Annotated in this window: 18 protein-coding genes; 7 read left to right on the plus strand and 11 right to left on the minus strand. The window is 33.1% G+C overall.

Annotated features, from left to right (window positions below):
- Positions 1-3: 3 nt before the first annotated feature.
- The 3 genes from ACJJVO_RS13345 to ACJJVO_RS13355 are packed head-to-tail and all read right to left on the minus strand — an operon-like array spanning position 4 to position 2378.
- Positions 4-1137 (minus strand): hypothetical protein, encoded by a 1134-nt coding sequence (locus ACJJVO_RS13345; RefSeq protein ID WP_405574957.1) that lies wholly within the window; start codon positions 1135-1137, stop codon positions 4-6.
- A gap of 1 nt (position 1138) precedes the next feature.
- Positions 1139-2032, minus strand: coding sequence for a DMT family transporter (locus tag ACJJVO_RS13350; protein WP_405574959.1), 894 nt, complete (start codon positions 2030-2032; stop codon positions 1139-1141).
- A complete protein-coding gene (locus ACJJVO_RS13355) occupies positions 2025-2378 on the minus strand; it encodes an arsenate reductase family protein (protein ID WP_405574961.1) in 354 nt (117 codons plus the stop codon). The genes ACJJVO_RS13350 and ACJJVO_RS13355 overlap by 8 nt, the downstream gene beginning before the upstream one ends.
- 140 nt (positions 2379-2518) lie before the next feature.
- Here ACJJVO_RS13355 and ACJJVO_RS13360 point away from each other — a divergent pair, with 140 nt between their 5' ends.
- Positions 2519-3769 (plus strand): cation:proton antiporter, encoded by a 1251-nt coding sequence (locus ACJJVO_RS13360; protein WP_405574962.1) that lies wholly within the window; start codon positions 2519-2521, stop codon positions 3767-3769.
- Here ACJJVO_RS13360 and ACJJVO_RS13365 read toward each other — a convergent pair.
- Positions 3766-4485 carry a DUF3298 domain-containing protein gene (locus ACJJVO_RS13365; RefSeq protein ID WP_405574964.1) on the minus strand — a complete coding sequence of 240 codons (720 nt, stop codon included), beginning with the start codon at positions 4483-4485 and terminating at the stop codon, positions 3766-3768. The genes ACJJVO_RS13360 and ACJJVO_RS13365 overlap by 4 nt on opposite strands.
- Before the next feature lie 113 nt (positions 4486-4598).
- Here ACJJVO_RS13365 and ACJJVO_RS13370 point away from each other — a divergent pair, with 113 nt between their 5' ends.
- Positions 4599-5738: a cystathionine gamma-synthase gene (locus ACJJVO_RS13370; protein WP_405574966.1), complete on the plus strand. Its 1140-nt coding sequence runs from the start codon at positions 4599-4601 to the stop codon at positions 5736-5738.
- A 79-nt stretch (positions 5739-5817) separates the two neighbouring features.
- On the opposite strand, the gene ACJJVO_RS13375 is transcribed toward ACJJVO_RS13370, so the two are convergent.
- Positions 5818-6633, minus strand: coding sequence for a THC0290_0291 family protein (locus tag ACJJVO_RS13375; protein WP_405574968.1), 816 nt, complete (start codon positions 6631-6633; stop codon positions 5818-5820).
- 281 nt (positions 6634-6914) lie between these two features.
- On the opposite strand from ACJJVO_RS13375, the gene gdhA reads away from it, so the two are divergent.
- The 4 genes from gdhA to ACJJVO_RS13395 all read left to right on the plus strand — a co-directional run bounded on the left by gdhA (position 6915) and on the right by ACJJVO_RS13395 (position 13950).
- Positions 6915-8258: an NADP-specific glutamate dehydrogenase gene (gdhA, locus tag ACJJVO_RS13380; protein WP_405574969.1), complete on the plus strand. Its 1344-nt coding sequence runs from the start codon at positions 6915-6917 to the stop codon at positions 8256-8258.
- Positions 8259-8384: 126 nt separating this feature from the next.
- Complete coding sequence (locus ACJJVO_RS13385) at positions 8385-10769, plus strand: ABC transporter substrate-binding protein (RefSeq protein ID WP_405574971.1); 2385 nt, start codon at positions 8385-8387, stop codon at positions 10767-10769.
- Between the two features lie 2 nt (positions 10770-10771).
- Positions 10772-11491, plus strand: a complete 720-nt coding sequence (recO, locus tag ACJJVO_RS13390) for a DNA repair protein RecO (protein ID WP_405574973.1) — start codon at positions 10772-10774, stop codon at positions 11489-11491.
- A 29-nt stretch (positions 11492-11520) separates the two neighbouring features.
- Positions 11521-13950, plus strand: a complete 2430-nt coding sequence (locus ACJJVO_RS13395; RefSeq protein ID WP_405574974.1) for a TonB-dependent receptor plug domain-containing protein — start codon at positions 11521-11523, stop codon at positions 13948-13950.
- A 212-nt stretch (positions 13951-14162) separates the two neighbouring features.
- Here the strand turns inward: ACJJVO_RS13395 and ACJJVO_RS13400 are convergent, their stop codons facing one another.
- On the minus strand, positions 14163-18881 hold the full coding sequence (locus ACJJVO_RS13400) for a lamin tail domain-containing protein (RefSeq protein WP_405574976.1): 4719 nt from the start codon (positions 18879-18881) through the stop codon (positions 14163-14165).
- Positions 18882-19112: 231 nt separating this feature from the next.
- On the opposite strand from ACJJVO_RS13400, the gene ACJJVO_RS13405 reads away from it, so the two are divergent.
- Complete coding sequence (locus ACJJVO_RS13405; protein ID WP_405576953.1) at positions 19113-19586, plus strand: regulatory protein RecX; 474 nt, start codon at positions 19113-19115, stop codon at positions 19584-19586.
- A gap of 65 nt (positions 19587-19651) precedes the next feature.
- On the opposite strand, the gene ACJJVO_RS13410 is transcribed toward ACJJVO_RS13405, so the two are convergent.
- The 5 genes from ACJJVO_RS13410 to ACJJVO_RS13430 form a co-directional block, all read right to left on the minus strand.
- The gene (locus ACJJVO_RS13410) at positions 19652-20137 is read right to left on the minus strand and encodes a DUF6646 family protein (protein WP_405574978.1); all 486 of its coding nucleotides are present in this window, start codon (positions 20135-20137) and stop codon (positions 19652-19654) included.
- Positions 20138-20251: 114 nt separating this feature from the next.
- Positions 20252-20725: a hypothetical protein gene (locus tag ACJJVO_RS13415; RefSeq protein WP_405574979.1), complete on the minus strand. Its 474-nt coding sequence runs from the start codon at positions 20723-20725 to the stop codon at positions 20252-20254.
- A gap of 58 nt (positions 20726-20783) precedes the next feature.
- Positions 20784-22160, minus strand: a complete 1377-nt coding sequence (locus ACJJVO_RS13420) for a flotillin family protein (protein ID WP_405576955.1) — start codon at positions 22158-22160, stop codon at positions 20784-20786.
- A gap of 80 nt (positions 22161-22240) precedes the next feature.
- Positions 22241-22864 carry a hypothetical protein gene (locus ACJJVO_RS13425; RefSeq protein WP_405574981.1) on the minus strand — a complete coding sequence of 208 codons (624 nt, stop codon included), beginning with the start codon at positions 22862-22864 and terminating at the stop codon, positions 22241-22243.
- A 458-nt stretch (positions 22865-23322) separates the two neighbouring features.
- Positions 23323-25146: a TonB-dependent receptor plug domain-containing protein gene (locus ACJJVO_RS13430; protein ID WP_405574983.1), complete on the minus strand. Its 1824-nt coding sequence runs from the start codon at positions 25144-25146 to the stop codon at positions 23323-23325.
- Between the last annotated feature and the right edge of the window lie 37 nt (positions 25147-25183).

Consider the following 25183-nt stretch of genomic DNA (forward strand, 5'->3'; position numbering starts at 1 on the left):
GTATTATTTAAACGGCTGATGTTGTTTAAAAGATTTTATATGCACATTTTTTATAAACGGTTTTAAAACCTGATTAGGTAAATACTGTTTATGTTTGGCGTAGCAAGTTAAGGCTATAGGCTGTGCTCCAAGTGTGCTTTTTATTTCAGAAGCAGTTCTACCTAAGTTAATCTGATTAGACTTTGTTTCAATACCAAGTCTTACATAATCATTTAAAATCCTTGGGTAAATTGCAAATTCTTTATTGTTAGAATAATCAATACCAATAAAGTGCGCATCGAGATGTGTTCCATTTTGCATAGCAGACAAAAAGCCAACCAATTGGTCTTCTAGAAAATAACCTTTTACGATAAACTTTTCTTTAAACGCTTTTTTGAGATGTACGTAAGTATCTAGATTTAAAATTTGTGCATTAAAGTCGGCATTATCAATAGTGTTGTGATATAATTCTTGAAGCTGATTCTTGTGTTTTTGTATGTCTTCTTCAGAAAAAAATTGAGCTTTTAAGATTTCACTTTTAGCATCAGCTCGGTTAGTTTTCACTCTGTATTTAGATTTTAGAGCATTTTTGTAATCGTCGAAAGAATGCCATTCGGGTTTTAACGTAATAATCATGTTAGGCTCTACTTGCATAGTTGCGTAATCGAAAGATTCTAAATGATTTGTAATAGATAGCGATTTGTTTTCAAAATCTTTAATAAAAATAGCTTTGATTTTTTTGACTGATTTTGATAATTGTTTTACGCCTGCAGCAATGGCTTTAAATGTTTCAACTTTGTCTTCATTATCCTTTATAAACGTACCATATTCTCCACTCAAAAAGACATTACCACAGAATAACACTTTAATATGGTTATTACAGAACATATTATTTACTACACGTCTAATTTTGTTAGACATGGTAATGTTTTTAGTAATGGTTTCAATACCAATAGTTACAATTTGTGTATTGGCAAATGCAACGGCTTGTTTGTCTTTTAAAATAAAAATATAATTAAACTCAATATCTGTATTTGCGGTTTCAAACGCTTTTAAAAATTCTGGTGAATAATAAATATTTGTACAACAGTTTACGCTATTCCAATAACGTATTGGAATACTATCAACGCTTTTAAATATTTGAGATTTTAACGACAAATTAAGTAACTTTTTTGGGCTTTTTAATCACTAGGTAAACACCTAGAAAGATGACTAACATCGCTGTAATTTTAATGGTATCTATAAAATCGGCTCCTACTGCTAATGCAAAAAGAGCGGCAATAGCTGGTTGAAGATAAATAAAAATACCGACGGTAGATGCTTTAAGTTTATTAAGCGCTAAAGGATTTAATAAATAAGTGCCAAAAGTAGCTCCGATAACAACAAATAGTACTGAAAAAGTGGTATATGGAGTAAACGTATGCCATTGAACCTCTTGTAATTCACTATATCCAAAAGGTGTAAGGATGATTAACCCAAATAAAAACAACCATTTTATAAATGTAAACGGATGATATTTAGCGGTTAATTTTTTAATCAAAATAATGTAAATACTATAGGATACTGCATTTAGAAACACAAGTAAATTTCCTAATGGAACATTATCACCAATCCTAGACGATTTACCATAAAGCGTTAATACCAAAGCACCAACTAAACCTAAAACGACTCCTGCTATTTTTAATTTTGTGACTTTTTCTTTTAAAATATAGGCAGATAATACAAGGATTATAATTGGTATAATCGTCATAATAGAAGACGCATGTATTGGTGATGTATATTCTAATCCTTTAAAAAAGAATAACATATTAATTACAACACCAAAGAGCGAAGCAACCGTGAGTTTAAGGTAGTCTTTTCTTTCTATTTTCTCTTTTGGTAAAAATAGACTAAGAATCCAGAATAGTATGGTTGCACCAATAACTCTTAGTAATACAAACCCAAATGGTTTAATGAAATTTTCATTCATCACTGTTTTTGCAATGGTATAATTGAGTCCATACAAAAGCTGAACCATTAAGAGCGCAAAAATGGCAAAACCTCTGCTATTCATGTATAGCAAGTTTTGCAGCTTCAACTGTTTTTTTAGAGTTGCCTATAAAAATCTGATTCTTAAAAAGAATGACTGGGCGTTTTAGAAAGGTGTAGTGTTCTAATATGTAGTTTTTATAGTCTTCTTCAGATAGTGATTTTTCTTTTAATCCTAATTCTTTGTATAGTCTAGCGCGTTTACTAAATAGACTTTCGTAGCTGTTAGTAAGTGCTCTCATCTCTTCAATTTGAGACTTAGTAATAGGTTCTGTCTTTATATCTTGAAGTTGAAATCCTTTAGGTAAATTCAGCTCATTAATGATTCGAGTGCAAGTATTACAACTGCTTAAATAGTAAATTTTGTTCATATCAGAATTCTATATAATTTTGAAATCTAACTTATACGCTCTTTAGGAATTTTAGTCCATTAAAAAAGTTTGTATGAGTTCAATGCAAAGTAACCGTATTTAAAGGGAAATTTAATTACTTTTAAGAAAAATATCATTCTATGGATTATTACTCAATTGCAACCATTTTAGTTGTACTATCTGCTCTATTTGGTTATATAAATGTGAAGTTCTTAAAACTGCCAATCACAATAGGCTTAATGGTTATTACTATTGTATTTACTGTGGTTTTAGTTGGAATTGCACAATTTGATGATACGCTATTGATACAAGAACGAAAATTTATAGCAATGATAGATTTTGAAACTGTTCTATTAGATATTATGCTAAGTTTCTTACTCTTTGCAGGTGCCTTACACACCAATTTTAATCAGCTAAAAGTGCAACGAGGACCAATTTTAGCTTTTGCTACGTTGGGTGTTTTGGTGTCTACATTTTTAGTTGGAATTGCCATGTTCTACGTGTTAAAATTTATGAATTTAGATGTGAATTTTATCTATTGCTTATTATTTGGTGCTTTAATTTCACCTACAGATCCAATTGCAGTGTTAGGTATTCTAAAAAAAGCTGGAGCACCAAAAAAGTTAGAAACTAAAATTGTAGGCGAATCACTATTTAATGATGGAGTAGGAGTTGTAGTGTTCTTAACCATTTTTGCGATTGCTGCAAAACCAGATGCAGCTATTGAGTTTGCCGATATTGCTACTTTATTTGGTCAAGAAGTTATTGGTGGGATTATTTTAGGTCTTTTTCTCGGTTGGGTAACTTATCGTTTAATGAGATCAATTGATAATTATGAAATTGAAGTTATTCTAACACTTGCAACCGTAATGGGAGGTACGATGTTAGCGCATCAGTTTCATTTGTCTGCTCCACTAGCAATGGTAACAGCCGGACTTATAGTTGGGAACGATACCGTAAGGAATTCTGCAATGTCTGAAACCACAGAGCTTTATGTAGATAAGTTTTGGGAACTGATAGATGTTTTACTCAACACTATTTTATTTGTAATGATAGGTATGGAAATGCTAGTGTTAACCTTAGAAGGTAAATTTATTTATGCAGGTTTATTGGCTATTCCTATTATATTGCTGTGTCGTTATATGTCGTTGTGGTTGCCTATTAAATTCTTTGCAAAACGTTTAGATTTTGTGCCTAAAACAAACTTAATAATGACTTGGGGAGGATTGCGAGGCGGAATTTCAATTGCATTAGCATTGAGTCTTACAACTGATATGCATAGGGAATTGTTTTTAGTAATTACTTATGTTGTAGTTGTGGTATCTATTGTAGGCCAAGGTTTAACCGTTGAGCCTTTTATAAAACGATTAACAAGAAGCGCAAAGAATTAATGAACTTTTAGGTAAGATTCACATTCTGAAAATGGAATTACAAATTCTGTGTAACCTTGATCGTAAGAAGCAACTTCATAAACATTATAAAGTAATACCAAACCATCTTCACTAAATCCTATGTTTTCTGGTAGATGAAATGGTTCTCCAAAAAAGAAATCTTCCATTTTTAAGTTGTCTTTTTTGTTGGATAATGAATTTACAAAAGCTTGTTGGGCTAGAGCTTTAAAGCTTTCTATATCCTTGATAATTTCGTTTCTGCTTAAAACCTTACCTGTTTTAGCATCTAGGTTTAGAAACTGTATTTGGTCACTACCATGTGCACCACCTTTAAATTCGTAAGTGCTAATGGCAATGGTAAGGACTTCTGCAGATTGATACGTTAGTTCTGTTTCAATTTGAAGTTCCCAAGCTGGTTCTGATTCCTCTGAAAATTCATTTTTAAAGTCAAGGTATTCTGTATTAAAAGCTTTTAAAACATCTTTTAAGTCATCGGTGTTTTCAAGTGGGCTTAATGCTTTAATAATTGCATTTTCAACATTTGTATTAATAGTATGGCTAAGCTCACTAGTACCTTTGGCTTTACTGTAAGTTGCTGAAATCTGAGCGTCATAAGCAACATCAACATCTATAGTTTCGAATGTTGCAGGTTTAAATTCAGAATTACAAGAAGTTAATACAATTAAAAAGGCGAAAAAAGAGATGATTCGTTTCAAAATGGTAGAGGTTAAATTATCAGACAATAAAGGTATTATATTGATTTGAATAGAACGAATTATCCGTTAAATTTGTTGTGTTCCCAACTCGATAATTCAATTAAATATTTATCATGAAATTCAATACAAAAACCATTCATGGAGGTCAAAAGCCAGATGCTGCTTATGGCTCGGTTATGCCACCAATTTATCAAACCTCTACTTTTGCGCAATCTACTCCTGGTGGTCATAAAGGTTATGAGTATGCGCGTTCAGGTAACCCAACACGTCATGCTTTAGAAAATGCATTTGCAAGTATAGAAAATGGTCGTTATGGTTTAGCATTTGGTTCTGGTTTGGCGGCTATTGATGCGGTTTTAAAATTATTGAAATCTGGAGATGAGGTGATTTCTACTAACGATTTATATGGTGGCACATATCGATTATTCACTAAGATATATGAAGACTTTGGGATAAAGTTCCATTTCATAGGTATGGAAAATGCAGAACACATAGAGGATTATATTAATAAAAATACAAAGCTTATTTGGGTAGAAACACCAACAAACCCAATGATGAATATTATTGATATTGTGGCAACAGCAAAAATTGCAAAGAAGCATAACGTGTGGCTTGCTGTAGATAATACGTTTGCAACTCCATACTTACAACAACCTTTAGATTTAGGTGCAGATATTGTAATGCATTCTGCAACTAAATACCTTGGTGGTCATAGTGATTTAGTTATGGGAGCTTTAATTGTGAAAGATAAAGATTTAGCAGGTCGGTTATATTTTATTCAAAATGCAAGTGGAGCCGTTTGTGGACCTCAAGATGCATTTTTAGCAATAAGAGGAATTAAGACCTTGCATTTGCGTATGCAACGTCATTGTGAAAATGGTAGAGCTGTAGCCTTGTATTTAAAAAACCATCCAAAAATTGAAAATGTGTACTGGCCAGGATTTGAAGATCACCCTAATCATTTAATTGCAAAATCTCAGATGAATGATTTTGGTGGTATGGTGTCTTTTACTACCAAAGGAAATAATTATAACGAGTCTATAAGAATTATTGAAAATCTAAAAATCTTCACACTTGCTGAATCTCTTGGAGGTGTAGAGTCATTAGCTGGTCATCCGGCAAGTATGACCCATGCTAGTATTCCTAAAGAGGAACGTGAAAAAACAGGAGTTGTAGATTCTTTAATTAGATTAAGTGTTGGTGTTGAAGATGAAGCAGATTTAATTGCAGATTTAAAACAAGCCATAGGCTAATGCATAAACTTCTTCTAATACACAAAAAAGACCAAATCTAATGATTTGGTCTTTTTTGTGTATTGTATAATTTATAATTCTAGTCTAAGTAGTAAATGTAGCCAAAGTTTAACCATACCATCCAATCATTTGCTTTATTTGAAGCAAGTTGGTGATCTAAACCATCTGTTTTATCACTAAAAAAGTATTGCCATCTTAAGTCTATCATTAAATCCGAAAGAATAGTTAACTTATATCTCGTACCTACACTTCCAACTACAGACCAAGCAGAACCGCTGGCATCACTTATAGAGCCTGGTTCCCAAGCTGAGTAAAAATTACTTGGATCATTAATATCACCAATATTATTTAGATTTGAAAAATCTGAACTTACATAATTGGTATAAACACTTGGATTATAAGAAACGTAATGAGCACCTAAACTTGCAAATGGAGCAAAGGAATAAACACCTGCAGCAAATTCTCTAATACTTCTAGGGAAAAACTCTAATTGCATTCCAATATCCCAGTTTTGAGCTTCACCAGTATGACTTCTTAATCGATCTGCATTTTCAGATGTTTTATCAGCATCTACCCATTCACCAAAATGTTGAAGCTTCGTTTTATTCCAAGCAATTTCACTTCGTAATTTAAAGTGATCATTAAAGTATTTATCTGTGGTATAACAATTACAATCTGCACGATATGCAAAATTGATGTAATGTATTAGACCAATACCAATACCTGTGTTTCCAGAATTGGTTTCTAAATCAGAGCGTACTCCAAAATCAGATTGATAGGCTATAGGACCAGCAATTATGCCTACTTCGTGAGAAAAGCCTAATTGAGAATAGCTGAATTGCACTGATAAAAGTAGTGCAAATGGAATGATTAGTTTTTTTATATCTAGTATCATGTAACTTTAAAATTGAGACTCTTGCCGAGCAAATATATAAAAACTCGACGAACTACAAAATAAAACAGACAAAATGCACACTTTATTATTCTTTAAAGAAAAGGATTAATGTTGATTTTGAAAAATTAAATAGAAAAAAATAAAAATTAATCACTTATTTTTGTGGATAATTTATATTTGCAACCAATATATTATAATTTTCGAAATTAAAGTAAATTAAAATGGTTTTTATGTAAAAAAACGCGCATAAAAAGATTTTAACAAAACAAAAAAATAAATTTATGAAAGACAAAATTGAAGCTTTTTTAAATCTAGTAAAAGAAAGAAATGGCCAGGAACCTGAGTTTATGCAAGCCGTTGAAGAGGTAGCAGAAACTGTAATTCCATTTATTGAGAACAACGTTAAGTATAAAGACAAAATGTTGTTAGAGCGTATGGTAGAACCAGAACGCACCATAATATTTAGAGTAGCATGGATTGACGATAAAGGTAATACCCAAGTAAATAGAGGATTTAGAATTGAATTTAATTCGGCTATCGGACCTTATAAAGGTGGGTTGCGTTTTCATCCTTCTGTAAACTTAAGTATTTTAAAATTTTTAGGTTTTGAGCAAGTATTTAAAAATTCTTTAACTACGCTTCCAATGGGAGGAGGTAAAGGAGGTTCTGACTTCAATCCTAAAGGAAAATCAGATAATGAAGTGATGCGTTTTTGTCAAAGCTTTATGAATGAGCTTTTTAGGCATATTGGTCCAAATACCGATGTTCCTGCAGGTGATATTGGTGTAGGTGGAAGAGAAGTGGGTTATTTATTTGGTCAGTACAAAAAACTGCGTAATGAATTTACTGGTGTATTAACTGGTAAAGGCATGTCTTTTGGTGGTTCACTCATAAGACCAGAAGCTACAGGTTATGGCAATGTATATTTTGCTAAAAATATGTTGGCAACCAAAAATGATAGTTTTAAAGGAAAGAAGGTATTAATATCTGGTTCTGGAAATGTGGCTCAATATGCTGCGGAAAAAGCGATAGAATTAGGAGGGAAAGTATTAACAATGTCTGATTCTTCTGGTTATATCCTAGATAATGATGGTATTGATAGTGAGAAACTAGCATTCATTATGGAACTTAAAAATGTGAAGAGAGGACGAATTTCTGAATATGCAGATAAGTTTTCATCCGGAACATTTTATGAAGGCAAAACTCCATGGGGAGAAAAGTGTGACATAGCGTTACCTTGTGCTACTCAAAATGAATTGAAAGAATCTGATGCCAAAGAATTATTAAGTAATGGTTGTATTTGTGTAAGTGAAGGTGCAAATATGCCATCAACACCTGAGGCAATTCACGAGTTTCATAAAGCTAAAATATTATTTGCACCAGGAAAAGCATCTAATGCTGGTGGTGTTGCAACATCTGGTTTAGAGATGAGTCAAAATTCATTGCGTTATAATTGGACGCGAGAAGAGGTTGATGCTAAGTTAAATCAGATTATGAATGATATTCACGCAGCATGCGTTAAGTATGGTTCTGATAAAGATGGCTATGTAGATTATGTACAGGGAGCAAATATTGCTGGTTTTGTAAAAGTCGCAGACGCTATGTTAGCTCAAGGTGTAGTTTAAACAAACCTTATTTTATTAAAATATAAGCTTCTGTGTTTTTCATAGAAGCTTTTTTATTGACTTAATATATGATAACTACAATATTATCGTTACTATTAAATATCTTTGACCAAACATAATTTTCTAATGCGTAACACCTTTTTTAAAATCTTTATTTTTCTATTTGGGCTTACAACTTCTGGATATAGTCAAGATTTCTCGGCACTTTGGCAAGCTCATTATTCATATAATAATATTGTAGATGTTGTAAGTGGTGGTGATAAAATTTATGCGGCTGCACAAAATGCGGTATTTGAATATGATACCTTAACAAATCAATTAACAACTATTACTACTGTAGATGGTTTGTCTGGAGAACAGATTACAACAATTTATTATAGCGAAGTTTATCAGTACTTACTCATAGGTTACGAAACAGGATTAATTGAGTTATATTCTGAAACCGACGATAGCGTTTTAACGATAGTTGATATTTTAGATAAACAAAATATTACGCCAGTGAATAAGCAGATTAATCATTTTTTTGAACATCAAGGACTCGTTTACATCTCTACAGATTATGGAGTCTCTATCTATGATCTAGAACGTTTAGAGTTTGGTGACACTTATTTTCTAGGTGATGGTGGTGCCCAAATAACAGTAAAACAAGTGTCCATTTTAAATAATGAAATATATGTGGCCTGTTTAAATAGCAACGGTGTAAAAAAGGCAGATTTAAATAATCCAAATCTTATTGACTTTCAGCAATGGGAAACAGTTATTCTTGGTGATTATTATACTATCAATACTATTAATAATAAATTATATACAGTTCGAAGTAATAACGTTCTTTATGAAATAAATGGTGCATCAATAAACACGTTGTTTACATTGCCGTTATTGCCATTAGATGCTGATGTTTCTGGTTCTAATCTTATTTATTCTACTACAAATACCATTTATGTATATAATGAAAACCTTAGTCTTGTAAGTAGCTTTCAGCCTACAGCAGAATTTTCTACCGTTTTTTCATCTGCAATTACATTAGACGATACAATATATATAGGTACAGATACCTTAGGTGTGTTAAGTCATTCTATTTCTAGCAGTAGTGGTTATTCTGAAATTATACCAGCAGGACCATTATTTAATGAAACTTTTAGAATTAATGCAGAGTCTAATACCGTATGGGCTAGTTTTGGCGATTATACAGAATCATTTAATCCTTCTCCATTACGATCTAGAGGTTTAAGCTTTTATAGAAATGAAACATGGAAAAGTCTTCCGTTCGATAGTTTATTTGGTGCCAAAAACCTTAATAGTATTTCTGTAAACCCATTTAACTTAAATCAAGTCTTTGTAAGTTCATTTCAAGATGGACTTTTAGAGATAAATAGCCGTGAACCCACAATATTGTATAATGAAACCAATAGTGGTTTAGAATCTTTATTTTTAACTGAAGCGCCAAGTTATGAAAGTATTAGGGTAGGAGCCTCTACTTTTGATGAAAGCGGACTTTTATGGACTGTAACATCTCGGATATTTGAACCTTTAAAATCTTATGATCCAAATTCTGGTAATTGGACGAGTTACGATTTTTCGAGTATAATACTAGATGCTATTGATGATGAGCTTGGTTATTTTGATATTGAAATTGATAATAATGGTACCAAATGGATGGGTGGTTATTCTAATGGTCTGTATGCTTATAATGAGACAATCTCAAATAATCCATTAAGAAATATAACTTCAGAAGAACAGAATTTACCTTTTCCTAGAGTAACCTCTTTAGCTGTTGATACCAGAAACCAACTTTGGGTTGGTACATTTTCTGGGTTAAGAGTGCTTTATAACACTTCTGGGTTTTATGAAGATAACAACCCTACTTTGAGTTCAATCATAATTTTAGAAGATGGTATTGCTAAAGAGTTGTTAGAAAGTCAGACTATTACAGATATTGAAGTGGATGGTTCTAATAACAAATGGATTGGTACTGTAGATTCTGGCGTGTTTTATTTTTCACCAGATGGACAAACAACAATATATCATTTTACTAGTGATAATTCTCCTTTACCATCAAATAGAATTAATGATATTTCAATTGATTCTGAAAACGGATTGGTATACATCGCCACAATTAAAGGATTATTATCTTTTAAAGCTGGTGGTTCTAAACCTGGAGAAACTTTAGAAGATGCTTTTGCTTATCCTAATCCGGTTAGACCAGAGTACAACATTCTAGGATTTAATGATCTTAATGATATTAATAAAGGTGTAAAGGTTAGTGGGCTTACTGAACGTGTTAATATTAAAATTACAGATATAGAGGGGAATTTGGTGGCAGAAGCGCAGTCTAGTGTTAACTTAAGATCTTCTAACTCTAATTATAATTTTGCCATAGATGGTGGGACAGCTATTTGGAATGGTAAAAACTTTTCTAATTCTATAGTGAGATCTGGCGTATATTTAATCATGATTTCAGATTTAGATTCTTTTGAAACTAAGGTGCTAAAAGTTCTTATAATAAGATAAATATGCGCGCTACAAACAATAGCATTGTTCTTTCAAAATTAAAATATAGAGATTACGATCTAATTGTTAAGTGCTATACAGAGGAGCGCGGAATTGTTAGTTATATGCTAAGAGGAGTTTTAAAATCTAAAAAAGGATTATCTAAAACGGTATACTATCAGGCTTTATCTCAACTTCAAATTGAAGAAAATTACAAGCCTAATCAATCACTACATTTTATAAGTGAAGTAAAGTTTAACTACATCTATAAAAGTCTTCACACTAATATTTATAAAAGTGCTATTGTACTGTTTTTATCCGAAATTCTTTCAAATGTTTTAAAAGAGGAAGAGAAAAATAAAGATTTATTTCATTTTATAGAAGCTGCGCTTCAATATTTAGATAATGAAGATCAGTTTTCAAATTTTCATCTATTATTTTTATTGAAATTAACACGTTATTTAGGATTTCAGCCTGAAAACTTAAGTAATGATTATCCATATTTTAATTTAGAATCTGGAATATTTGAAGCTTCAAACCATGGGATATACTCCGTTTCTGGTGAAAATTTAGCGCTACTAAAATGTTTGTTAGGCACAAATTTTGATGCTTTAAATACCGTGAAAGTTAATGCTAAACAAAGGCAAGAGTTTTTAAATATGTTGTTGTATTATTTTGAGTTACATTTGGGAAGTTTTAAAAAACCTAAATCATTACAGGTGCTTAACGAGGTGTTTCATTAAGCCATATTTACCAAAATATTTTATTGAAAATGAGTTTGCAATTAAAGCGAAACATCGCATATAGTATTTTTTTAGTTCTTTTTTTACAATCGGTTTTTGGGCAGACTGTTACTGTTTTAGAAGAAGGGAGTCTTACACCAATACCTGGAGTTGCACTTTATAATCTTAAGAAAAATAAAACACAAGTAACTGATTTAAATGGTAAGGCATCATTAGCCATTTTTGGTGCGAATGAAATCATCTTTTTTCAAAATTTTTTATACGAAAAACAAAAACTCACAAAAGCAGAAATTACTAAAAATAACAATATCCTTTATCTCGTTCCAAAGGTCGAAGGTTTAAAACAAATTGTTATCTCGGCTTCTAAATTTGAGCAGAACAAACGAGATATACCACAAACCATTGTAAGTATAGACGCCAAAGATATTGCATTGGTAAATCCGCAAACCAGTGCAGATTTATTAGAAAACACGGGTAATATCTACATACAGAAAAGTCAATTAGGTGGAGGAAGTCCAATGATTAGAGGGTTTTCTACAAATAGACTTTTAATTACAGTAGATGGTGTGCGAATGAATAATGCTATTTTTAGAGGAGGTAATCTTCAAAACGTCATTTCTATAGATCCATTTGCAATTAAAAATACAGAAGTTACCTTAGGAGCAGGTTCTGTGGTATATGGTAGTGATGCTATTGGAGGTGTGATGAGTTTTTATACCAAAAAACCACAATTATCTTATAAAGACGATTTGTATTTAAGTGCTAATGCCTTGGTAAGGTATGCAAATGCCAGCGAAGAAAAAACAGGTCATTTTGATGTGAATTTGGGTTACAAAAAATGGGCATTTTTAACCAGTGTGAGTTATACTAATTTCGATGACCTTAGAATGGGGAGTCATGGACCAAATGATTACCTGAGATCAGAATATGTGGTGAGAGAAAACGGAGAAGATGTGATGGTTTCTAATTCTAATCCGTTAGTGCAAACACCAACTGGATACGACCAGATTAACTTAATGCAGAAAGTAAGGTATGAGCCATCCGATAATCTAAATTTCGATTTTGGTGTGTATTATTCTACAACTTCAGATTATTCTAGGTACGATAGATTAATTAGGTATAGAGGAGATGATTTACGTTCTGCGGAGTGGAATTATGGACCACAACAGTGGTTTATGGGAAATTTTCAATTGACCAAATTGAGTAGTAATTCTAACTTGTATGATAAAATTCAGACCACTTTGGCGTATCAAAACTTTAAAGAGAGTAGAGAAGATAGAGACTATCAGTCTGCCATACGCGAGGTGAGGTCAGAATCTGTGGATGCAATCTCTTTTAATCTAGATTTAGAAAAGGGCTTAAATAAGAAAACAAGTGTGTTCTATGGTATAGAATATCTTCATAATACTGTAGGCTCTAAAGGACATGAAGAAAATATTGAAACCAATGAAAATGCACCTAATGTTACTCGTTATCCAGATGGATCAACATGGCAATCTATGGCGGCTTATGCGAGTTTAAAACATAAGCCTAATGCTAAGTTTGTGTTTCAAACCGGACTTCGGTTTAATCAAGTGATTGCTAAAGCAGATTTTACAGAAAACAATGTGTTTTTAAACTTGCCTTTTGATGATGTAGAAATTAATACAGGTGCATTAACTGGTACAGCTGGTATTACGTGGTCACCAAGTGATATGATTCAATGGAAATTAAATGCTTCAACAGCTTTTAGAGCTCCAAATATTGATGATATAGGAAAGGTGTTCGATAGTGAGCCTGGTGCTGTTGTGGTGCCAAATAAAGATTTGAAAGCCGAGTATGCTTATAGTGGTGAATTGGGATTAAAATTGAATTTTGAAAACAAAGTGGTTTTAGATTTAGCGACTTATTATACTTTTTTAGATAACGCTCTAATTAGAAGAAATTATCAGATAAATGGAGAAACCGAAATCATGTATGATGGCGAATTAAGTAATGTTCAGGCGATACAAAATGCATCTAAAGCTTGGATTTATGGTTTTGAAGTTGGTTTAGAGATCAATTTTTCAGAACAATTAAAATTAAAATCGCAGTATAATGTTATCGGAGGTACAGAAGATAATGATGGAGTAGAAGAGCCTGTAAGACATGTTGCACCAAATTTTGGACGCACGCATTTCATCTGGAAAAAGAATAAACTTCAATTAGATGCCTTTGTTGTTTATAATAATGAACTCTCTAATAATCAATTGGCGGCATCAGAAAGTGCAAAAGATTATATCTATGCTTTAGATGCTGATGGCAATCCATATGCTCCTGCATGGCACACCTTAAACTTTAGATCACAATACCAATACAATGATAAGTTAACTATTACGGCAAGCTTAGAAAATATTACTGACCAACGCTACAGACCTTATTCTTCAGGGATTTCTGCTGCTGGTAGAAATCTAATACTAGCTTTAAAATATACGCTATAATAAATGCTGTTAACTTTTATGTTTAACTGAATTAGAATAAGCGCTGATCTGATTATCACCCAAATGTTACCAAAATTAAACACGGGAGAACTTATAGTTTAAGTTCTCTTAAAATAACTTTAGAGTAATTTATAGGTTTATATAGGGTTTTGCTTAAAATAAAAAAAGCCTCATTTTACATGAGGCTTTTAATTTTATAGGTGAATATGTTCTTACTGTTGTTTAATCGCTTTCTTACTAATAATTTGTCCGTTAGATAATGTGATTTTTGCGATATAAGCAGATTTACTAAGCTGAGACAAGTTATATACTTCGGTCGCATTATTGCCTCTTAAGTTATAAACTCGTCTTCCTAACATATCTATAATCTCAACATTAGTAATGATGTTTTGATTAGAATTAAGCTTAAATTCTACATTACCATTGGTTAATTCAGTAATGGTAATACCGTTAGCATCGATTTCGTTGTCTTTTATAGAAAGTGTAGACGTTCTAAATACTATTTCAAAACGATCATTAAATATACCTGTTTCTGAAGTAAAGATATAGTCTGAATCTTTAAGGTTGTGGTACGTATTTAACAAATTATCCTTTAAATAAATCGTATTGGTAGTGTAAAAATCACCTTCAAATTGCGCAATAGAAATGTTATATAACGTTGGTACCGTTATAATGGTTTTAAACCCAACATGAATCACTTCATATTCATCTAAGCTAGAGGTATTTTTTCCTTGAATAACAAATTGGTCATCCTCACCATCTAAAATCCTCGAATATATTGTTGCCGCATTGCCTGAAGAAAGATTTTCTTTTACATCGTAAAAAGAACCATCATAGCTATCTGTTGCTCCATCAAGATGGGCTACTGCAATTTGTTTTGCGACTCCATTATCTGAGCTTAAATTAAGCCATAATACGTTTCTTGAATTACCCGTGTTTTCATTTCTAAAGAATTGATCATTATTACCTGTAACTCGCATAGAGTTGTTAAAAGTAATATTTGTTCCAGATAAGGCTTCTATGAAAAAACCTTGTCCAGAAGGCACAAAATCATTTGGTATTACACCATCTCCACCAGCTACATTTACACCACTTGCATTAATTATAGCATAATCAGCTCCAGAAAAGTTTTGACCTTCATTACCAGAAGCATTTGCATTTAATGGAGTGGCTTGGCTCCATAAATAGATATTGTCAGTAATACCAGTATTAACCGTAAAAAACACACTAGCATCTATTGCGCTTGGGTATGGGTTACCAATAAAGTTCCAGTCGTTGTAGACTCCAGCACTGTTATTTATAATTGTTGGGGTAAAAACACCATTGTTAAAAGGACCTACAAAAGGAAACTGTTGTGCAACAGGAAATGCAGGCCCAAGAGTACTTGGTGTAGCTGCGTAACCAATACCTGGCAGCATTGTGCCAGATGCCACTTCCCAATCATCTCCATTATCATCAATATCATCTGGTCCTGGTGTAAACGTGCCTGTGTTGGCAACTTCTGTTAAGGTATCAACAAAGTTGGCAGCATTAAACGTAAAGCGTCTGGTGGGTTGTACTGTAGAAAAAACATTTTCTATGGTTTCATTAGCTACAGGTGAACTCCAATAGGTATAATTATAAGCGTCAGTTAAAACGGTAGTAAATTTCTGAACAGTGATAACACCACTACCTGTTACAGCAGCTAAATCATTTATTTGCACTACTGCGCCATCAGTCTCAACTATAATATCGCCATTAGCAACAATGTCGTTTTCTATTTCAATAAACGTGTTGTCTCTTATGTCTAGAGTGAATCCTGAATTTACAGTTAGGCTACATGCGCTAAAGCTTATTTCATCTCCTCCAACTGAGGTATCATAATTTCCATTTATTAACGCAAATCTATCTATAGTTGGTGGTACAGACCAATTTGTACCATCCCAAATAGATACGCGTACATCTAGTTTTACAGCATTAGAGGCTTCATAACACGTTACGGTATCTTCTCTTAACTGACAGTAATATTGATAACCATTTAAAGTGGCTGTGTCTATTATATTTAATGTTGCTGTTTGTTGGCCACTGTAATCAGTGTTAGCAGGTAAAATTTCTGTCCAAGTTGAAGTGCCAGGTACATTATAAAACCATTGGTATGCTAAGTCTTGTGTATCTGCAGGAGTTGGACCTGTAAAGCCTTCCGTACCAGCAATAGTTAAACTTGCAGAAAAAGCACAAGCAAATACTGGATCCACAGGTTGTAATGTTACTATTGGAGGTGTTCCTGTAGAGAAATCGAATATACCTATGTGAGAATAATCATTACCGCTACAAGATGCTGTTCCAGAACCTACCCAATCAATCACAGTCCAATTTCCAAGTTCGGCTAATGTAAATGTTGGATCTGGTAGTACTGTGGCTGTATTAGAACGTCTAAAGTTAAAACCTCTATCACCAGTAATTATGGTTGAATCCATCCAATCACTATCTTCGTAAACACCAAACTCATCAATGGTTGTACCAGTGTTAACTAATCTTATAACATCGTGTTCATTGGTTTTTTTATTAATACCTCCACTAGAAAATTGAGCGTTTGCACTAGACGCTAATTCACCAGAGCCTCCTGTGATGCTTGTACAAGCGTTAGTTGAAGTTACAGGACTTTGTCTCCCTATGGCAATAACGTAAGTGGTGCCGTTTGGCATTGTGAAATTTTCTAAATCAAAAATATTGATAGTAGCTGCTGTTGGATCACCATTAGCAATTACTTCAATAGAATAATTATCTATGTTTATAGGTGCACCTGTACCATTAAAAAGTTCTACATAACTAAGTCCGCCATATGTGGCATCTGTAATTTCACTTATAAATAAATCGGTAGGTATGGTGCCTCCACTACCTTCGCAGCCAGAGATTTCTGAATCAATAACGGTAAATGGAGTAGAGCCTGGACAACCGTTACTGTCTGTTATTTCTAAATTACCTGTTGTGGCTCCAGCTGGTACAATTACAGTCATCAGAGTAGCAGAAATATTATACGCAGTTGCAGCTAAACCATTGAATGTTGCAGTAGCAGTTAATAAATCTGTACCTGTTACAGTTACTATGGTGTCTACAGGACCAGACGTTGGCGTGGCTGTAATTCCAGTAGCAAAACATAAACCTTCACCTGTTACAGTAAACGTATATGGATTTTCATCGGTATCGTTGCTAATAATTTGTATTACAGCAGTTCTTGTACCTATTGCTGTTGGATTAAATTCTATATCAAAACTACTAGTTCCTAAAGCCGCAATTGGTGAGGCAGGCAATGTGATAATAGAAAAATCTCCAGTATCACCACTTAAAACAGTGACGCTTGTGATAATTAAATCTGTAGTACCAGCAAAATTTTCTATTCTAAAAGGGTTACTTAATGGCGATCCAATAAACGAACTACCAAAGTCAGTACCATCAAACGTATTAGGTGTAACATCTCCATCAGCAATGTCTGGATAATTTCCGGTGTCTCCTTCAACGTTAATTTCTGGACCTGGTGGAGTACAAGGTGAAATAAGTGAATTTACTCCTGGAGAACCTCCATTGAGTACTTCCCAATAATTTGTGTTTGTAACTGAATTATCAAGTGATGTATCTACTACATGTAATGATTCACCTGTATTATTAGCACCATCACCATCATCGTAAGTAACTACATCAATATCTGTAGTGCCATCTGAAGCAACAAGACTTATTGTGGCACTTGTATTAATAAGATTATTGTTATTAAAAGTTGAAGCTCCTATGCCATAATCTGGTGTAAAAGGACAATCATTATTATAAATGCCATCACCATTACTTCCTAGGGAAACAGTAATACATGTACCATCTAGCATTATTACACCTGATGAAGGGAAAGTAAAAAGCGTACTTCCATTATAATCAATTGTATAATCATTTAAAACTTGTGGCACACCAGAAACGTTACATATTTCTATCCATTCATCATCATAACCAGCTGAGTCATACATTATCTCAGTTATTACAACATCTGCAATTGCAGATACTTCGTTGTCTATAATGGTTAAAACATGTTGGTCATTAGACCCTAAAGCTGCAGAATCTCCTCCAGCAGGAGAGACTAAGTCTAAAACTACGGTTTCGTTACCTTCAACTAAAAGATCATCGTTTGAAATGTAAACGGTAAAACATTCATCTGTGGTACTACCTATTGGGAACGTTAGTGTATAAGGAAAAGTGATTGCTGCAGGCACACCTGCTCCATCATCATAATCGGTACCGTTTGTAGCTGTTGAGCTCCCATCTAATGCAATATCTACTGTTGTAGCTGTTGAAGCAGATGCGTTTGTAATGCTGACACAAATATCTATAAATAAACCATTTTCATCTAGCGTAGACGTGGTCGAAGTAAATTGCACTATAGTATTTGTTGGTGCATCTTCTTTATATAGTTTTAATTTTACTTGATTTGAAGAATATGCAACAAATCGAGGAGCACTATTATTCCATTGTAATATTCTAGTACTATTACTAACATTTGCTAGCGTCCATAAGCCTCCACTTACTGTTGGTGTCCATCTTTCAGTATCTGCAATTGTACCATTAAAAAAATCAGCGTCATTTGCTGTTACACCACTTCTTCCCCAAGAAGCATAACCTTCATTTGCATTGTAAATGGTAATATTGCCACCAGAGACCGTAATATTAAAAACATTATTAGCTGTGTAACCAGTAGTAATTGCGGCTCCTGGGTTTGTAATAGCTGTGTAGTCGATATATACTGAGCCATCTGTTGAGTTAACCATGAGACCATCATTGCTTGTTCCATCTCCGACAATTAAATAATTGCCATCGGTAAGCTCACCTAACGTGGTAATTTGATTATAAGTTTGCCCATAAGAAATAAAGGCACAAAAAAATAGTAGGCATGTTAATAAGTAATTCTTAATCATAGGGATAAATTAAGGGGTTAACCGCCTACAAAGATAGGCTAAAAACATTGTAGGTCAGGGTGTTGTAAGTTCTGTTTTTATTAACAAATTGTTAAGGTTTAAATTATTTTTTCGATTAAATACGTTTTTAGACGATTAAACGTATTAACTGTTCGGTGATTGGATATTTTCTTTAGCTCTTTTCACCTCTTAAGTCAATCTTTAATGGCATTCTATTGTATTTTTGATGGCATGAATTCACATAAAACCTATACTGTAGCACAAGCGCAGCAAAAGCTAGAAAGCTATTGTGCTTACCAAGAGCGTTGCCATAAAGAAGTGCGTCAGAAGCTTAGAGATATGAAAATGATTCCTGAAGCTATAGATGTAATTATGGTGCATTTAATTCAGGATAATTTTTTAAACGAAGAACGTTTTGCTAAAGCTTTTGTTAGTGGGAAATTCAGAATAAAAAAATGGGGAAAAAACCGTTTGGTTAGAGAGTTGAAATTTAGAGAGATTTCTAAGTACAGTATTGATACCGCTTTAAAAGAAATAGATTTAGACGATTATTATAAGACTTTAGATGATTTGGTACAAAAACGAATAGCTCAAGTTAAAGAAACTAACATCTACAAGAAAAAGAAAAAAGTGGCAGATTACTTATTGTATAGAGGTTGGGAGTCGCATTTAGTGTACGAAAAAATGAATGAATATATTAAATAAAAAAGCCTTTTCGATTCTGATAACTACCAGAGGAAAAGGCTAAATTATAATAAAGTATTGTTGTTCTATAAGTTAAAAACAGCACCAAGATTAAGTGTGAATTGATTATGAATATCAATTGGTTCATCATTATCATATTTAGCTAAAGGGAAATTAGCTTCGGTGTAAACACCAAATCCTTCAGAAAAGAAATAACGTGCACCTAGATGTCCACCAAAGTTTTTAAGGCTAAGATTTAAACCAGGATAAAAATCGAAATTATCATCGATAGCTATAACATTACCTAAGTTAGCATTAAATCTTGCTTTTAAATCAAAACGGTCACCAAAATCTAGATCCTCGATACCATCTGCACCACCTAAAGAATAAGAAGACGATACACCAACAGAAATGTTTTCACCTAAACCGTGATCGAAACTTACATTAATTCCTGTAGCAGAATCTTGAATATTTGCACCTACTTGAAATTTCTGATCTCCTTTACCTTCAAAAGCTTGAGCATTACTAAAACTAAATGCTATTAAAGCAACTATTAATAAAATATTTTTCATTTTTTTCATTTTTTAAAATCTGTGCAAATATACAAATAGAATTCTTAAATGTGTGAGAATAATAGTCGAAACGCGAGGTGTTTATAGTTGACGTTTGTCTTCAATAATTAAAAATTATAACCATTTTGTTTCGCGTGTGGTAGCATCTAAAATATCTACATGTAAAATAGACGCTATTTCTTTTGCTTTTGAAAAGGCATCCTCTACGTCTTTAGTATCGTAAATTTCTATTTTCTGATTGGTGTTATAAAAAAGGTTGACCTTAACCACGGCACTTGATACATTGGCACTTGCACTTGCAGCCCAAACCGTTGTGGTTTCTGTAGTTTTAAAGACTGAGATATACTCTATTTCTGGAAGCGGTTGCCATTTCCCTACAGTAATTCCAAACAAAGATTTTATATGTCTGTAGCTCTTATTTTTGTAATCTAACTCTATACCATCTTGTATCAGTAAATAGATGCCAATAAATAGAGGTACTAAGCCTTTGATGTCTTTTATAATGCTTATGATACCAACGATTAAAGCAAAACCTCCGACTATGTATTGCCAAGCTAAATTTTTTCTTTTAAATTTAAATGTGTTCATCGTTTATATTAAAATGTAAAAAGTCCATTCTTTTAAAAATGGACTTTTTTAGTTTTAATTAGTCTTTAGATATTTCAATCTTAGCATCTTCAGCTTCAATTTCCTTTTTATCTTTTCCTTTTAAATACTCCGGTAAATCCATACCAGCCATATTAAACATTTCTTGTAAAGGTGGTACAGATTTGTACATGCCAGATAAGAAATTAGCAGTAGACGACTTTCCGTCTTCACCACCACTACCGTTATCCCAAACGGTTACTTTATCAATCTTAATATTTTTAATTGCGTCCGATTGAATTCTTACTAATTCTGGTAATTTATCTGCAATTAATAATAATACCGCATCTCTACTGTTGTTTCCAGCTGCTTTTACAATTTGCTCCATACCAGCAGCTTGCTTAGTTAAGATTTCAAACTGTCCTTGAGCTTCTGCTTGTGCTTTAAATAATATCGCATCTGCTTCACCTTTTGCTTTACGTCTAATACGCTCTGCTTCTGCCTCTGCATCAATTTCAACTTTACGCTTATCAATTTCCGCAGGTACAATAATATCTGCCATTTGAGAAGAACGCTCACGTTCTGCTCTTGCTGTTTCTGCTTCTTGTTCTGCAGCATAAGATTCTTGTAAGGCTTTTGCACTTTGTACTTTCTCTGAAGCAATTGCTACACGTTCTGCTTCTGCTTCTCGCTGACGACGTAAAGAATCTGAATTAGCAACAGAAATCTTAGCCGAGTTTTCTCCTTCAACAGCTTGCGCGTTGGCTGCTGCAACTTGGGTTCTTTCATCTTGTACAGCATTGGCTTCACCAATAGATCCATCTCTAGTTTTCTCCGCTACCGATTTACGTGCTGCGTTAATGGCGTGTGCAGCAGCTTCCTTACCAAGGGCTTCAATATAACCAGACTCGTCAACGATATCTGTAATGTTTACGTTAATTAGTTTTAAACCTACTTTCTTTAATTCTGTTTCAACAGATTGCGAAATGTTAGTTAAAAATTTATCCCTATCGTTGTTAATTTCTTCAATATCCATAGAAGCTACAACCAAACGTAACTGACCGAAAATAATTTCTTTCGCTAATTCTTGTACGTCTTGCGCGCCTAAACCTAATAAACGTTCGGCAGCATTTTGCATTACACCAGGTTCTGTAGATACACCAATGGTAAAACGAGATGGTACATTAACTCTAATGTTTTGTTTAGATAAGGCATTTACCAGATTCACTTCTATTGAAATGGGAGTTAAATCCAAGAATTCATAATCTTGAATTACAGGAATTATAAAAGCCGCTCCACCATGTATACATTTTGCAGATTGTCCGCCACCAACTTTACCATAGACCACTAAAATTCTATCTGAAGGACAACGTTTGTAGCGTTTTATTAAAATAATTAAGGTCAATACAATAAATAAGACCACAAAAATGGCGACCATAGGCAGACCTAGGCTATCGACATTAAAATTTTGTTGGATGGTTAGTAAATTCATAGTTTTTAAATTTGAAGGTTTGTTTTTTAGTTAGATATTTTCTTTTGAGTGTTGTTACTCAATAAAGGTTCATTTTGCACTGTAGAAGCCTCAATGGGTTTACGTGTTTGGTCTACAATTAATATTCCGTTAGAGGTTACATCTAGGACTTTTATAATAGTTCCGGTTTTTAAAGGTGTTAAGGAATCGGTTAAAGCATCTAATTCTCTCATAGAACCTTGCACACTAATACTTACTTTTCCCATTTTAGAACGGTCTGCTCCAATGGTTAAATAGACTTCGCCAACAGCATCTAGTGCATTTTTATAATTTAAAGTACCACTATCAGAAAGTTTGCTAATAAAGTAAAATAGCGCAGCCATAATTACCATCATTAATAAACCGCAAATTGTGGAAATAATAATAGTTGCTGGTGTTGATAGGCCAGCATCTATACAAGCAATGCCACTCCAACCAAAAATGGTAAAAAAGCCAACGAGGTTTTTAAAGGATATAAACTGAAATCCTGCTTCTACATCTGCATCAATATCATCTGCATCTCCTCCTGTAAAAGCCATGATCATAACTACAGAAAACACAATTGAACCAATAATAGCTGTTAGCCAATATATTTTGGAAAGCAATTCTAAATTTGAGAACCATTCTGCCATAGGATGTCGTTTTAATTTGAGTTTATAAATATACGACCATTGTAAGAGTTTCACCTCTTTTTTTGAAAGTAAGTCAGACCAAATTTAACCAGCAGATAGATGTTTAAAGTCTCAGTTTTAGACTCGTTTGAATTTTAATAATTCAAGCTTGGAATAATTGATTGTAATTTGATGGTTATTGAAGTACGGTCGTTTTTATACTATTTGGAGCCTCAAAAAAGTTTTGAGATTTAGACCACTTTCAACATATAAGTAGCAGATGAAGGAATTATGTTACAAGATTTTTAAAAAATATTTAGTGAACATTCCTTAAAGTTGACTAATGGGAGTAATTCTAAGATTGCGCAACTTCTCTTTATGGCTAGGGTTATGATTGGTTCTCGATACAATTTTATCCCGAAGTTTTTCGGGATAAAATCACTCAAACGTACGTTTGTTTATCATTGGGATTCCTTTTTTTAAAGGAATTTGTAACGCAAGCCAAATAATACATTACTTGGTGGCATTGGTGTAAAGCCAGATTCAATATAATCGGCATCAAAAATATTGCTTGCTGTTAGTGATAATTCAACTTGTTTTAATTGCATTACAATTGAGGCATCCCAAACATTATAAGTTTCTCCTGTGCTGCGTTCTGCATATTTATAAATAATATTTTGGCTAATGTTTTTAAATAATTTAGTGCTTAATCTTGTGGTGTAATGATGTTTTAAAGTCCTTAAGGCATAACGTGATAATTCTTCATTTTGTTCAGAAATAGTATCGTCTAAATAAGAATAACCAACGGCTATGGTTTGGTTAAAGTTATTGAGCTTAAAATTATAAGCAGCATCAAACTCAAAACCTTTAGTGTTAACTTTTGCAATATTTGTTGCTGTAAAAACTTCTTCAGAAACATTAGATCTTATATAATCTATTAAGTTTTCAGCATCTCTATTAAAAACAGCAAGCGTGGCAGAGAATTTTGGTGTCATGTATTTTATACCCAATTCTTGAGCAAATGCTTGTTCTGGTTCTAAATTGGGATTTCCAGCACTTCCTCCTCCGTTATAATACAAATCAGTGTAAGTTGGTATTCTATATGTAAATCCGACGTTTCCGTAGGTTTTTAGATTATCCGTAATATCAAATCCTACATCTAATCCAGGAAAGATGTTAAATTTAAAATCCGAAAAATAGGTCATGGCAACACCAGGTGTAATATCTAATCGGTTATCTATAAAGTGAAAACGGTGTTCTAAAAATAGCGTAGTCATAAAACGGTTTCTGTAGCCTAAGTTGTTGCTGCGCAAATAAACTTGAGAAATGTCAATACCAAAGCCAGTAATACCTAATTTAGACCTGTAAGATGCATTAGCTTCAGCACCAATTTTATTTGAAATATGAAAGTTTCTAAATCCATTTGGGTCATCGCGTTGAAGTAAAAACATATCTTGATTTCGTTTCCAGTAGACACGAGGCTGAATTTTTAATTTTTCAGATTGAAATTTAGTACTAAAGGCAATTAAGCTATTTTGAGTTTCTTCATATTCATTAAAACCCCAACTACTTGGTGTGTAGAAATTTTGAGCTCCAAAATTTTTATCGAAAAAGGTTGCTATCATTTCAATAGATTGTGCTTTTTTGTTGAAAACACTCTTTAAGAAATAATTAGAATTCTCATAATCTGAATTGTTTTGGTAACCATTAGACGTCATTTTACCAGCATGAAAAATATGTGATGAGTGTTCTAACTCAGACCCAACGGTTACTGAGCCATTAAGCTGGCCAAAAGAACCGGTTTCAACATTTGCAGAAACAGAATTATCTAGGCTAGATTTGGTAACAATATTTATAGCTCCTGTAAAGGCATTTTGTCCAAAAACACGTGCAGCAGGTCCTTTAATAATTTCTATTCGCTGAATAACTTCTAAAGGGAGTGCAGCATTCATGGTATGGTGCCCAGTTTGTGCATCGTCCATTTTTATACCATCAATTAATAAAAGCGTTTGGTCAAAACCTCCACCTCTTATAAATAAATCGGCTTGGCTACCTCCTGTACCACGACGTCTTATATCTACTCCTGCAACTTGCTGTAGTAAATCTACAATAGTTACTGCAGCACTATTTTTAATATCTGATGCTGTAATGATATCTATAGTTCTAGAATTCTTTTTAAAAGGTAGATCAATTCGAGATGAGGTTATGGTTACAGAATCGAGATGTTGTTCCTTTGGGTTTTGAGCGTTTACATTAAAAATAGTAATTAATATGAATGTAAAAAAGAAAATTTTATTTTTCATCTATTAAGTTTTGCGGTACTTAGTTGTTGTGCTGTAT

Source organism: Winogradskyella sp. Asnod2-B02-A, assembly GCF_045063645.1.
Taxonomy (GTDB): Bacteria; Bacteroidota; Bacteroidia; order Flavobacteriales; family Flavobacteriaceae; genus Winogradskyella.